General features: G+C 60.5%; 11 protein-coding genes. 2 read left to right on the forward strand and 9 right to left on the reverse strand.

Annotated elements, in window-relative coordinates; genetic code table 11:
• The first annotated feature begins 158 nt into the window (after positions 1-158).
• Together ACA071_RS26025 and ACA071_RS26030 are read left to right on the forward strand one after the other, a co-directional pair.
• Positions 159-1,427, forward strand: coding sequence for an OprD family porin (locus ACA071_RS26025; protein ID WP_497645387.1), 1,269 nt, complete (start codon positions 159-161; stop codon positions 1,425-1,427).
• Between the two features lie 147 nt (positions 1,428-1,574).
• Positions 1,575-3,071 carry a GGDEF domain-containing protein gene (locus ACA071_RS26030; protein WP_497641738.1) on the forward strand — a complete coding sequence of 499 codons (1,497 nt, stop codon included), beginning with the start codon at positions 1,575-1,577 and terminating at the stop codon, positions 3,069-3,071.
• A 185-nt stretch (positions 3,072-3,256) separates the two neighbouring features.
• On the opposite strand, the gene lpxC is transcribed toward ACA071_RS26030, so the two are convergent.
• From lpxC to murD, 9 genes are all read right to left on the reverse strand, one after another.
• The gene (lpxC, locus tag ACA071_RS26035; protein WP_054045542.1) at positions 3,257-4,168 is read right to left on the reverse strand and encodes a UDP-3-O-acyl-N-acetylglucosamine deacetylase; all 912 of its coding nucleotides are present in this window, start codon (positions 4,166-4,168) and stop codon (positions 3,257-3,259) included.
• Positions 4,169-4,280: 112 nt separating this feature from the next.
• The gene (gene ftsZ, locus ACA071_RS26040; protein WP_033061342.1) at positions 4,281-5,474 is read right to left on the reverse strand and encodes a cell division protein FtsZ; all 1,194 of its coding nucleotides are present in this window, start codon (positions 5,472-5,474) and stop codon (positions 4,281-4,283) included.
• A 66-nt stretch (positions 5,475-5,540) separates the two neighbouring features.
• Positions 5,541-6,800, reverse strand: a complete 1,260-nt coding sequence (gene ftsA / locus ACA071_RS26045) for a cell division protein FtsA (RefSeq protein ID WP_054045544.1) — start codon at positions 6,798-6,800, stop codon at positions 5,541-5,543.
• A gap of 15 nt (positions 6,801-6,815) precedes the next feature.
• Positions 6,816-7,685 carry a cell division protein FtsQ/DivIB gene (locus ACA071_RS26050; protein ID WP_123509249.1) on the reverse strand — a complete coding sequence of 290 codons (870 nt, stop codon included), beginning with the start codon at positions 7,683-7,685 and terminating at the stop codon, positions 6,816-6,818.
• 4 nt (positions 7,686-7,689) lie between these two features.
• Entirely contained in the window at positions 7,690-8,658 is a 969-nt protein-coding gene (locus ACA071_RS26055) for a D-alanine--D-alanine ligase (protein ID WP_497641739.1), read from the reverse strand.
• The gene (murC, locus tag ACA071_RS26060; protein ID WP_497641740.1) at positions 8,655-10,115 is read right to left on the reverse strand and encodes a UDP-N-acetylmuramate--L-alanine ligase; all 1,461 of its coding nucleotides are present in this window, start codon (positions 10,113-10,115) and stop codon (positions 8,655-8,657) included. The genes ACA071_RS26055 and murC overlap by 4 nt, the downstream gene beginning before the upstream one ends.
• On the reverse strand, positions 10,108-11,178 hold the full coding sequence (gene murG, locus ACA071_RS26065) for an undecaprenyldiphospho-muramoylpentapeptide beta-N-acetylglucosaminyltransferase (protein WP_497641741.1): 1,071 nt from the start codon (positions 11,176-11,178) through the stop codon (positions 10,108-10,110). The genes murC and murG overlap by 8 nt, the downstream gene beginning before the upstream one ends.
• A complete protein-coding gene (ftsW, locus tag ACA071_RS26070) occupies positions 11,168-12,385 on the reverse strand; it encodes a putative lipid II flippase FtsW (protein ID WP_497641742.1) in 1,218 nt (405 codons plus the stop codon). Before ftsW ends, murG begins: the two co-directional genes overlap by 11 nt.
• Positions 12,382-13,728, reverse strand: a complete 1,347-nt coding sequence (gene murD, locus ACA071_RS26075) for a UDP-N-acetylmuramoyl-L-alanine--D-glutamate ligase (protein ID WP_497641743.1) — start codon at positions 13,726-13,728, stop codon at positions 12,382-12,384. Before murD ends, ftsW begins: the two co-directional genes overlap by 4 nt.
• Positions 13,729-13,731: the final 3 nt, after the last annotated feature.

The raw sequence follows: 13,731 nt of genomic DNA on the forward strand, positions 1-13,731 counted from the left end.
TTTTTTTATTGTGCAGAAAACACGTTCCACTTCGTCTCCCTAAACAAGAAATAAAAAACGTCGATACATGAACTGACGTTAATGACCCAAAAGGAGCTGTACTACACGTGTCTTTTTCTCTGAAACTCAGCCCGTTATTCATTGCAATCGCTGCAACGATGGCCGCCAACACCCAGGCCGCCGACGACACCCGCCGCGAAGGTTTTGTCGAAGGGTCGAGCCTCAACCTCAACGCCCGCAACTACTACATGAACCGCAATCGCCACCAGAACACCGATGACAACATCGAATGGGGCCAGGGCTTTCTCGGTAAATTCGAATCCGGCTTCACCCAGGGCACCGTTGGTTTCGGTATCGATGCCCACGCCATGCTCGGACTTAAACTCGACGGCGGTGGCGGCACTGACGGTTCGAGCATCCTGCCGATCAGCGATGGCAATGGCAAAGCGCCGGGCTCGTTTTCCACAGCAGGCGGTACGCTGAAAATGCGTGCCTTCGATACCGAATTGAAGGCCGGCGACCTGTTTCTCACTAACCCGGTAATCGCCGGGGGTGAAACTCGCATGCTGCCCCAGACGTTCCGCGGCGTCAGCCTGACCAACCACAGCTTCGACGGTTTCCTGATCGAAGGTGGCCAGGCCAGCTTCACCAAGCCTTACAACCAGAGCGGCCACACCCGTATCGGCACTTCTTATGGCAGCCTGGCAGACGGTGACGACAGCCAACACCTTAACTGGGCCGGTGTGGCCTGGAGCGGTTTGCCGGGCCTGACCAGCAGCCTGTACGCCGCCGAGCTCAAGGACATCTGGAACCAGTACTACTACGATCTGGATTACACCTACCAACTCAATGACCTGGTCAGCCTCAACCCGGGCCTGCACTTCTATCACACGCAAGACACCGGCGATGCGTTGCTGGGCAACATCGACAACAACACTTACAGCCTGCATTTCACCGTCGGCGTGGGCAATCACAGCGTCACTGCCGCGTATCAACGGGTCAACGGCAACACACCGTTCGACTACATCAGCCAGGGCGACAGCGTTTACTTGGACAACTCCCAGCAGTACTCGGACTTCAACGGCCCGAACGAGCGCTCGTGGAAACTCAAGTACGCCTACGATTTCGTGGGCCTGGGCTTGCCCGGCCTGACGTCGGCAGTCTCCTATTCCCGAGGTGAAACCGACCTGACCAAGGTCGACCCGGACAGCAAGGGCTATGCCTCGTGGTATAGCGCCGACGGCAAACACGCCAAGCACTGGGAGCGCGACATCGATCTGAAGTACGTGTTCCAGGAGGGCAAGGCCAAGGACTTGGCGCTGCGTCTGCAATGGGCGACCAACCGTGGTGGTAATGGTTACGGTGCACTGGATCAGGACACCGACGAATACCGCGTGATCGTCGACTACCCGATCAATGTCTTCTAAGCTTCATTAAGTAAAAGGCCAGCACGTTTTGCTGGCCTTTTTATTGCCTGCCATTTATACAGGCGCTTTGGATGCAACCGGTTCCTGCGATTCTGCCCGACGCCCGCCACATACTTTCCTAACGCCCCATTAGCAGAAGTCAGAACCATGAGTGTGAGCAGTGCACTATCTGAGCATTCGATCCGGTCAACGCGATCGGAGCGGATTCTGGTGCTCACCAGTTTATTGCTGGTGATTGCGATCTTGAGCATCGTGGCGTTCCTGCTGGTTCGCGAACGCGCCAATGCCGAACTCTCAGCCACTCGCGCCGCCACCAACATCGTGCAATTGATCGAAGCGGACGTGCTGCGCAACATCGAACTCTACGACCTGTCCTTGCAAGGCTTGATTGCCGCCTCACGCCGCGACGACCTCAAGACGGTGTCTCCGATCATTCGCCATTTGGCCTTGTTCGACCGGGCCACCGCCGCACCGTACAAGGGCGACATCTTGTTGCTCGATCCTCGTGGTGATGTAGTCGCCGACTCCGCTTCGGTGGTGCCACGCCAGGGTAATTTTGCGGAGCGTGAATACTTCCAGGTCCACATCGATAACCCGGATTCTGCCATGTTCATCAGTCGACCCTTTCGGTCGCGGCTGGCTGAGCATGAATGGCGTATCAGCTTCAGCCGTCGGATCAGCGGAACACAGGGCGAATTCCTCGGCGTCGCTGAAGCGGCGATGCGCCTGAGCTACTTCGATCAGTTGTTCAGCAGCTTGAACATCGGGCCTAACAGCTCGGTCAACCTGATCAGCAAGGACGGGATTCTCCTGGCCCAGGAACCGCGCCTGGTCGAAGAGCTGGTCGGCAAGGATTTCAGCAGTCGTCCCAACTTCCAGCGCATTGTCAAAGAAGGCAATGGCAGCTTCACGAGCATCTCAAGCCTCACCCAGGATAAACGCCTGTATACCTTCTCCAAGGTGGGTAACTTGCCATTGATCGTCATTGTCGCGTTGTCCAGTGACGAAGTGTTTGCGTCCTGGAAGCGCACCGCGCTGGTGATCAGCCTGGCCACCCTCGCGCTGTGCATCAGCCTGCTCTGGCTGACCTGGTTGCTTTGCCGGGAATTGCGCCGGCGCCACAGCGCCGAGCGGGAACTGGCGCAACTGGCAGCCACCGATGCCTTGACCGGCGTCGCCAACCGACGAATGCTGGACCAGGTCCTGCGCCACGAATGGTTTCGCGCCCAACGCTCGGGCCGGCCCCTGTCCTTGCTGATGATCGATGCCGACCACTTCAAGGCATTCAATGACCGCCATGGCCATCAGGGCGGTGACGACGCGCTGCGTTCGGTGGCCAAGGTGATCTGCGCCAGCGTGCGGAGACCAGGCGATTTGGTCGCCCGTTATGGCGGCGAAGAGTTTTCAGTGATCCTGGCGGAAACCGACAGCGCAGGCGCCCGGCAGATTGCCGAAGCCATCCGTGTCGCAGTGGAGCAATTGCCGCTGGTGGCGGGTGCGCAGTTGCCGATTACTGTCAGCATCGGGATCAGTACCTGGACCAGCGCGAGCGAGATCAGCCTGGAGCAGTTGCTGTTTGCGGCGGACAAGGCGTTGTATCAGGCCAAGGAAGGCGGGCGCAATCGGGTGGTGGCAGCGAGTTGAGTCCCGCACTGACTGATCGTTCCCACGCTCCGCGTGGGAATGCAGCCCGGGACGCTCCGCGTCCCATTGGAACGCAGAGCGTCCCTTGAGGCATTCCCACGCAGAGCGTGGGAACGATCCGGCAACGAGCGCACATAAAAAAAGGCCACCCGAAGGCAGCCTTTAAAAACTAGAGAGGTTTTTGCTTACACGGCCGCGACAGGACGCATGTAAGAGATCGGTGCGGTGCTGGCGTCTTCGAAAGTCACGACTTCCCAAGCATCTGTCTGCTCAATCAACTTGCGCAGCAGCTGGTTGTTCAATGCATGTCCGGACTTGAAGCCCTTGAACTCACCAATCAGGCTATTGCCCAGCAGGTAGAGGTCACCAATTGCATCGAGGATCTTGTGCTTCACGAATTCGTCTTCATAGCGAAGGCCGTCTTCGTTCAGTACACCATCCGCGTCGACCACAATAGCGTTTTCAACGCTGCCGCCGAGTGCGAGGTTGTGCTTGCGCAGGTACTCGATGTCACTCATGAAACCAAAGGTACGGGCGCGGCTGACTTCTTTTACGAACGAAGTGCTGGAAAAATCCACGCTTGCACTTTGTGTGCGGTTACGGAAAACCGGGTGATCGAAATCGATCTCGAAGCTCACTTTGAAACCTTCGAAAGGGACGAAAGTGGCGCGCTTGTCGCCGTCTTCCACTGTCACTTCCCGCAGGATCCGGATGAACTTCTTGGCCGCGTCCTGTTCTTCCAGGCCGGCCGATTGAATCAGGAATACGAAAGGTCCAGCGCTACCATCCATGATCGGGACTTCGGACGCGGAGAGCTCGACGTAGGCGTTATCGATGCCCAGGCCAGCCATGGCCGAGAGCAAGTGCTCCACCGTATCCACTTTGACGTCACCGTTGACCAGCGTGGTCGACATCGTGGTTTCGCCGACGTTTTCCGCGCGAGCAGGAATCTGCACCACAGGGTCCAGATCGGCACGAACAAACACGATGCCGGTGTCGATAGGTGCGGGCTTGAGGGTCAGGTATACCTTCTCCCCGGAGTGCAGGCCTACACCTGTGGCACGGATAATATTTTTCAGTGTGCGTTGTTTAATCATGGCTTGGGCCGCTTCAGCGCAAATTGCGAACTGGTATCAACAAAGGCTGGCGATGATAGCAGACCAGACCTTTGCTGAACACCAATCACCTTCATCGCCCTGATACATTCCATCAATCAGCCTGACGACGCAGGAATGCCGGAATGTCCAGGTAGTCCAGATCGTCTTGCGGATTCATCTTCGCGGCAGTCGCAGCACCGGCCTGAGCCTGGTTGCGCATGACGGTCGGACGGTCCAGGTCACGGTAGTTCACAGCAGGCGCTTCCTGACGCGAAGGCGCTTGTTGCTGCGGCTGCGATGCCACGGACGTGTGCATGGTGTTGTCGATAACCTTCACAGGCTTCTCGATTTTCGCGCCCAGACCCGTGGCAACCACGGTCACGTGCAGCTCGTCGCGCATGTCCGGATCGATAACAGTACCGACCTTGACCATTGCGTGCTCGGAAGCGAAGGCTTCGATGATGCTACCCACGTCGGAGTACTCACCCAGGGACAGGTCAGGACCGGCGGTGATGTTCACCAGGATGCCGCGTGCACCTTGCAGGTTCACGTCTTCGAGCAACGGGTTGCGAATGGCCGCTTCGGTGGCCTCGCGAGCACGGTTCGGACCGCTGGCGCAGCCAGTGCCCATCATCGCCATGCCCATTTCGCTCATGACAGTCCGTACGTCGGCAAAGTCGACGTTGATCATGCCCGGACGCTTGATGATGTCGGAGATACCGCGAACGGCACCGGCCAGTACATCGTCAGCCTTGGCGAAAGCCGACAGCAGGCTCGCGTCTTTACCGAGGATGGTCAGCAGCTTCTCGTTGGGAATGGTGATCAACGAGTCGACGCTTTCAGACAGCAGACGGATACCTTCGTCGGCGATCTGCATGCGCTTGCGGCCTTCGAACGGGAACGGACGGGTCACCACCGCAACGGTGAGGATCCCCATTTCCTTGGCCACTTCGGCGATGATCGGCGCAGCACCGGTACCGGTACCGCCGCCCATGCCAGTGGTGATGAACACCATGTTGGTGCCCTGCAGGACTTCGGCAATGCGCTCGCGGTCTTCGAGAGCGGCCTGACGACCTACTTCAGGGTTGGCGCCGGCGCCCAGACCTTTGGTCACGCCGGTGCCCAGTTGCAGGATGGTCCGCGCGCCGATGGATTTCAGCGCCTGGGCATCAGTGTTGGCGCAGATGAATTCAACGCCTTCAATGTTGCTCTTGACCATATGGTTGACAGCGTTGCCGCCGCCTCCGCCAACACCGATAACTTTAATAACCGGGCTTGCGGGGATGTTGTCTACGAGTTCGAACATTTTCCCTCTCCTTACATTCTCTAGTTTTTTCGCCTACTGCGTTTGTTGCGGTGTTGCGGTAATTCTTTAGAAGTTGCCTTGTACCCAGCTCTTGATGCGATCGAGCAAGGCGGGTTTGGCTTCTTCATTGCTGTAGCTGTCGCGGCTGCTGATGCCCGAGAACGAAATCCCGTCGGACTGCTTTTGCAGGCCGTACATCAACAGGCCAACGCCGGTGGAATAAATCGGGTTGCGCACCACGTCATCCAGGCCCTTGACGCCGTGCGGCACGCCCAGGCGGACCGGCATGTGGAAGATCTCTTCGGCCAGTTCGACCGCGCCTTCCATTTTCGACGTACCGCCGGTCAGCACGATGCCGGCCGGGATCAGGTCTTCGTAGCCACTGCGGCGCAGTTCGGCCTGGATCAGCGTGAACAGCTCGTCGTAACGCGGCTCGACCACTTCGGCCAAGGCCTGGCGGGACAGCTCGCGCGGTGGACGATCGCCAACGCTTGGGACCTTGATGGTTTCACCGGCACCGGCCAGTTTGGCCAGGGCGCAGGCGTAGCGAATCTTGATTTCTTCGGCGTACTGGGTCGGTGTACGCAACGCCATGGCGATGTCGTTGGTCACCTGGTCGCCCGCAATCGGGATGACCGCAGTGTGACGAATCGCGCCTTCGGTGAAGATCGCGATATCGGTAGTACCACCACCGATGTCCACCAGGCACACACCCAGTTCTTTCTCGTCATCGGTCAGGACCGAGTAGGCCGAGGCCAGTTGTTCGAGAATGATGTCGTCGATTTCCAGACCGCAGCGACGCACGCATTTTTCAATGTTCTGTGCAGCGTTGACGGCGCAGGTGACCACGTGGACCTTGGCTTCCAGACGCACACCCGACATGCCCAGCGGCTCACGAACGCCTTCCTGGTTATCGATCACGTAATCCTGCGGCAGGGTGTGCAGCACGCGCTGGTCGGCCGGGATCGCCACGGCCTGGGCGGCGTCGAGGACGCGCTCAAGGTCGGCGGCGCTGACTTCGCGATCACGAATCGCCACGATGCCGTGGGAGTTCAGGCTGCGGATGTGATTGCCCGCCACGCCGACGAACGCCGAGTGGATCCGGCAACCGGCCATCAGCTGCGCTTCTTCGATGGCGCGCTGGATCGACTGCACGGTGGACTCGATGTTCACCACTACGCCTTTCTTCAGGCCACGGGACGGATGGGTGCCGATCCCGACGATTTCCAGCGTGCCGTCGTCCGAGACCTCGCCGACCAGCGCCACCACCTTGGAGGTGCCGATATCGAGACCGACGATCATTTTGCCGCTTTGCACGTTTGCCATGGGTCCTGCCTCTTCTTAATTCTTCGCGACAGCGGGTTGGGCTGTCGTGGGCGCTACAGGTTCCCGCCAGCCAACAGCGAGGCCGTTGGCGTAGCGCAGATCGATGCGCGCAATGTTCGTAATCTGTTCTTTGAGCGTCTTGTCATAGATGGCAATGAAGCGGCGCATCTTTTCCACCAGGTTGCCGCGTCCCAGCAGCAGTTCGATCCCAGGGCCGGCACTGCCGGCTCCGGTGGTCAGGAACCAGCTGCCTCGTTCACGCAATTCCAGGCGTGCAATCGAGAAGCCCAATGGCCTGAGCATCTGGCTCAGCACCTGGTATTGCTGCATCACTTGCTGCTGGGCCCGTTGTGGGCCGAACAGCTGTGGCAAGTGTTCGTAGTTCGCCAGCTCGCGCGGGGTAAACGCCTGACCCTGGTTGTTCAACAGCGATTCATCGCCCCAACGGGCCACTGGCAGTTGCTCTTCCAGGCGAATCACCACCTGATCCGGCCACACCCGCCGCACTTCGGCGTGGGCAATCCATGGCATCGTTTCAAGCTCGGTGCGCATGCTCTCCAGGTCGATGGTGAAGAAGCTCGACGCCACGTACGGGGCGATCCGCTGCTGCACCGCTTGCTGGCTGATGTAACTCAAATCGCCCTGCACGTTGATCTTGGTAATCGGCCGGTCGGCGTACGGCAGCAAACGCTGTGCGCCTTCGTAAGTGCCGAAACCCAGTGCGACCAACAGCACCGGCCAGAACAAGGCTTTGAGAAAACCAAAATTGGCTTTCGGCAGGCGCGCAGACATCGGCTCTTTGGCCACCATTCGGCTGGCACCCCGCGGTACCGGCTTGCGGCCGGGTGGTGCGGAGGGCTGATGTCTCAGCTGTGCGCCTTGCATTGTCTTAACCTCGCGGCTCGTTGTTGCCGGCAATACTTGCCGCCAAAATCGCCAGGACCAGTTGCTGGAAATCCAGACCGGCAGCACGGGCCGCCATCGGCACCAGGCTGTGATCGGTCATGCCCGGTGCGGTGTTGACTTCCAGGAACCAGAACTGCCCGTCGGCGTCCTGCATCACGTCTGCCCTGCCCCAACCGGCGATACCCAGCGCCTCACAGGCTTTCGCCGTGAGGTCCATCAGTTCTTTTTCTTTATTGCTGTCGAGGCCACACGGGATCCGGTACTGGGTATCGGAAGCCACGTACTTGGCGTCGTAGTCGTAGAAGCTGTGCGTCGTGCCCAGGGCAATCGGTGGCAACACCTGGTCACGCAGGGTGGCGATGGTGAACTCCGGACCTTGAATCCATTGCTCGACCAACACTTGCGAATCGTAGGTAGCGGCCGCTTTCCAGGCGTCGATCAACTCGGACGCGGAACTCACTTTGGCCATACCGATACTTGAACCTTCATGGGCCGGTTTGACGATCAAAGGGAAGCCCAGTTCCGTCGCCGCCGAAATACAATCGGCCTCGGAGCTAAGTACGGCGTGGCGTGGCGTCGGAATCCCGAGGCTGTGCCAGACCTGCTTGGTGCGCAGCTTGTCCATGGCCAATGCCGAAGCGAGGATGCCGCTGCCGGTGTAGGGAATGCCCAGGCATTCGAGCAGGCCTTGCATGCTGCCGTCTTCACCGCCACGGCCGTGGAGAATGATGAAGGCGCGGTCGATTTTTTCGTTCAGCAGACGCTGCAACAGGTCATCGCCGACGTCGAGGCCGAACGCGTCCACACCGGCGCTTTGCAGCGCTGCGAGAACCGCGTTACCCGACTTCAAGGAAACCTCACGCTCGGCACTCTTGCCGCCGAACAGCACGGCGACGCGGCCGAAGTCTTTCGGCGCGAGGGTGGAGACAAGGTTGGCGTAAGCAGCAGTCATTTCAACTTCCCCACGGCAGGCGCGGCAACCGCACCAGCGAACAACGGACTGTTCAACAATTTCGGTGCAAGGCCGCCGATATCACCGGCGCCCTGGCACAGCAGGATGTCGCCGGCACGCAGCAGCGGCTTGACGATTGGCGCGAGGTCGACACCGCGCTCGATGTAGATCGGGTCCAGTTGACCGCGCTGGCGGATGCTGTTGCACAGCTTGCGGCTGTCGGCACCCGGGATCGGCTCTTCGCCGGCCGGATAGACTTCCATCAGCAGCAGGACGTTGGCGTCGGCCAGGACATTGACGAAATCGTCGTACAGGTCCCGTGTGCGGCTATAGCGGTGCGGCTGGTAAACCATCACCAGACGACGCTCCGGCCAGCCACCGCGCACGGCTTTGATCACTGCCGCGACTTCGGTCGGGTGGTGACCGTAGTCGTCCACCAGCATCACGTTGCCGCCGTCTACCGGCAGTTCGCCGTAGACCTGGAAGCGTCGGCCGACACCCTGGAACCCGGACAGGCCCTGGACGATGGCTTCATCGCTGACGCCCTCGTCGGAGGCGATGCAGATGGTCGCCAGGGCGTTCAATACGTTGTGGTTGCCCGGCATGTTCACCGAGACATCCAGCGGCTCGCGCTCAGGACGCAGCACGGTGAAGAACGTCTGCATGCCTTGCTGGCGCACATTGATGGCGCGCACGTCGCAGTCATCGCCGAAGCCATAGGTGACCGTCGGGCGTTTGACCAGCGGCAGGATTTCACGCACCACAGGATCGTCCAGGCACACCACCGCCAACCCGTAGAACGGCAGGTTGTGCAGGAACTCGACGAAGGTTTTCTTCAGCTTGTTGAAGTCACCGTCGTAGGTCGCCATGTGATCGGCGTCGATGTTGGTGACCACGGCCACCAACGGCTGCAAGTGCAGGAAACTCGCATCGCTTTCGTCGGCTTCGGCGATCAGGTAGCGGCTGGTGCCGAGCTGGGCATTGGTGCCCGCGGCATTCAGACGGCCACCGATAACGAACGTCGGGTCCAGGCCACCAGCGGCGAACACCGAAGCGATCAGGCTGGTAGTAGTGGTTTTGCCGTGGGTACCGGCGACGGCGATGCCGTGGCGATAACGCATCAACTCGGCGAGCATTTCGGCACGCGGCACCACCGGGATCCGGCGTTCCAGGGCGGTGGCGACTTCCGGGTTGGAAGTGTTCACGGCACTGGAAGTGACCAGCACATCGGCGTTGGCGGCGTTCTCGGCGCGGTGGCCGATATAGATGTGCGCACCGAAAGATTCCAGGCGCTCGGTCACCGGCGAAGCTTTCAGGTCGGAACCGGACACTTCATAGCCCAGGTTCAACAACACTTCGGCGATGCCGCACATGCCCACGCCGCCGATACCGACGAAGTGGATTTTACGGATGCGGCGCATTTCCGGTTGGGGCATGGCTTTCTGATTCTCAACCATGGACCACCTCCAGGCAGGTGTCGACAACGTTACGGGTTGCATCGGGTTTCGCCAGACGGCGGGCCGCGTTGGCCATGTCATTGAGTCGTTGCGGTTGCATCAGGACCTCTGTCAGGCGTGCGGCAAGATCTGCGGCGCCAGTCGTTCTTTGCGGCATCAGGAAGGCAGCGCCTTCACGGGCCAAATATTCGGCGTTGCGGGTCTGGTGATCGTCGATCGCGTGTGGCAAAGGCACCAGCATCGAGGGCAGACCGGCGGCGGCCAGTTCACTGATGGTCAACGCGCCTGCGCGGCACACCACCAGGTCGGCCCAGCCATAGGCTTGGGCCATGTCTTTGATGAAAGGCTGCACTTGCGCCTCGACGCCAGCCGCGCGATAGCGCTCTGCAGTCACTTCATCGTGGTTTTTGCCGGCCTGATGAAACACTTCCGGGCGCAGGTCGGCAGCGACTTGCGACAGGGCTTCAGGCAGCAACTTGTTCAACGGTTCTGCGCCCAGGCTTCCGCCCAGGATCAGCAAACGCGCCTTGCGACCAGCCAGGGTAGGTCGCGGTGTTTCGAGGAACAGCTCGGTGCGCACCGGGTTACCGGTGGTCCGACGGCTGTCCGACAGGGTAAAGGTGTCGGGGAACGCTTCACAGACTCGGGCGGCCAACGGCATGAGCAACCGATTGGCGGTACCCGCGACGGCGTTCTGCTCGTGAACGATGACCGGCACGCCAGACAACTTGGCAGCAACGCCACCCGGGCCGGTCACATAACCACCAAAGCCGACCACACACACCGGCCGCAGCCGGCGAATGATCGCCCGCGCCTGCCAGATCGACTTGAGCAACATGAACGGCGCCTTGAGCAGCGACAGCTTGCCCTTGCCCCGCAGGCCGCTGGCGTTGATGCGATGCAGTTCCAGACCGGCCGCCGGGACCAGGTCGTTTTCGATGCCGCGCGGAGTGCCGAGCCAATGCACGGTGTAACCGCGGGCCTGGAATTCGCGTGCACAAGCCAGCGCCGGGAACACGTGCCCGCCGGTGCCGCCCGCCATGATCAATACGTTAGCGCCCATGGGGTGGCTCCTCGGCGAAGTCACTCTCATGGAACTCCATCTCTTCACTGCCCAGGTGGGTTCGACTCTCCCACTCGATGCGCAGCAACAAGCCGAGACAGGCACAGCAGATCACCAACGAACTACCGCCATAACTGAGGAACGGCAGGGTCAGGCCCTTGGTCGGCAGCAGGCCGACGTTCACCCCGATGTTGATCAGGAACTGACCAATCCACAGGAACGACAGGCCGTAAGCCACATACGCCGCGAAAAATTGCTTGGCCTTCTCCGCCCACAAACCGATGTACATGCCACGAATACAGACGAAGACGAACAGCGCGACCGTGCACAAGGAACCCACGGCCCCCAATTCTTCGGCCAGGACCGAGAACACGAAGTCGGTGTGCGCTTCCGGCAGGTAAAACTGCTTCTGCACGCTGTTGCCCAGGCCAACGCCCAGCCATTCGCCGCGACCGAACGCGATCAAGGCTTGCGACAACTGATAGCCGGCACCGAACTGGTCGGCCCAAGGGTCAGCGAAGTTGGTCAGACGCGCCATTCGATATGGCTGCACCTGAATCAACAACACCACTGCCCCGACCGCCAGCACCACCATCAGAGAGAAACGGAACAGCCCAACCCCGCCGAGGAACAGCATCGCCGCCGCCGCGCCCATCATTACAACGGTGGCACCGAAGTCCGGCTCCATCAGCAACAGACCGGCCATTGGCAGCAGCACGATGAATGGCTTGAAGAAGCCCATCCAGCTCTCGCGCACTTCTTTCTGCCGACGCACCAGGTAACCGGCGAGGTAAATCACCACGAACACCTTGGCGATCTCGGACGGCTGAACGTTGAAGAAACTGAAACCGATCCAGCGCATCGAACCGTTCACTTCGCGGCCGATCCCGGGGACGATCACCATCACCAGCAAGCCGAACGCACCAATCAGCATCAGCCAACCCAGGCGTTGCCAGGTGGCGATCGGAATCATCATGGTGACGATACAGGCACCGAGGCCCAGCACGATGTAGATCAGGTGGCGAGTCATGTAGTACAGGGCACTGCCCGACTGCACGGCCGCCACTTCGGTCGATGCCGAGGCGATCATGACCAGCCCCAGGCCGATCAATGCCAGGCAACCGACGAGCATCGGGAAGTCGAGGTCGATACCGCGGCCGGTGATGATCGGCGATGGATACGGCTTGATGATATTTCGCAGGCTCATGCCAGATCCTCCACAGCGCGGACGAACTGGTGACCACGGTCTTCGTAATTCTTGAACATGTCGAAACTGGCGCAGGCCGGCGACAACAGCACCGCATCGCCCGGTTCAGCGAGGGCGCGACATTGAGCGACCGCTTCATCCAGCGAGTTGACGCGAATCAGCGGCACGCCATCGCCAATGGCCTGGCCGATCAGGTCGGAGTCGCGGCCCATCAACACCACGGCGCGGCAGTTGGCCGCCACCGGGTCACGCAAATCCTTGAACTCGGCACCCTTGCCGTCGCCGCCGGCGATCAGCACGAGTTTGCCGTCGATGTCCGCGCCCAGGCCTTCGATGGCGGCCAGTGCGGCGCCGACGTTGGTGGCTTTGGAATCGTTGTAGTAGCTCACGCCATTCAGGTCGCGGACCCACTGGCAGCGGTGTTCAAGCCCGGAAAACGTGCGCAGGCTCGACAGCATCGCGTCGAACGGCAAACCGACAGCGTGACCCAGCGCCAATGCCGCCAGGGCGTTGGACTGGTTATGGGCGCCACGAATCTTCAACTCGCGCACCGGCATCAGGTTCTGGAATTCGAAGGCCAGGTACTTCTCGCCGTCTTCTTCGCGGATACCGAACGCCTTGAAATCAGGTTTGCTCAAACCGAAGGTCCAGCACGGCTGCCCTTCGCCCATCAACGGACGACTCAGGGCATCCTGACGATTGACCACAAACTGTTTGGCCCCGCGGAAGATCCGGTGCTTGGCCAGGTGATAGGCCGGCAGGCCGCTGTAGCGGTCCATGTGGTCTTCGCTGACGTTGAGCACGGTCGCCACTTCGGCGCCAAGGTGATCGGTGGTTTCGAGCTGGAAGCTCGACAGTTCCATCACGTACAACTCGACGTCGTCGCTGAGCAAATCCAACGCCGGCGTACCGAGGTTGCCGCCGACCGCAACACGCTTGCCCGCCGCCGCAGCCATCTCGCCAACCAGGGTGGTGACGGTGCTTTTCGCGTTCGACCCGCTGATGGCGATAATTGGCGCCTTCGCGTTACGCGCGAACAGCTCGATGTCGCCGGACAATTTCACGCCACGGGCGGCGGCAGCCTGCAGGGCCGGGGTCGCCAGCGCCAGGCCGGGGCTCACGTAGAGCTCGTCGGCACGGCACAGGAACTCGACGTCCAGCTCGCCACAACGCACTTCCACGTGCGGATAGTCACGCTTGAGCGTGGCCAGTTCCGGTGGATTTTCCCGCGTATCGGCCACGGCAAACGACGTGCCCCGGTTCGCCAGGAAGCGAACCAGGGACATGCCGCTCTTGCCGAGGCCGACAACGATGCGGAAGTGGTCAGAAGCGATCAGAGACACTCG

The organism is Pseudomonas sp. LBUM1646, assembly GCF_059716165.1.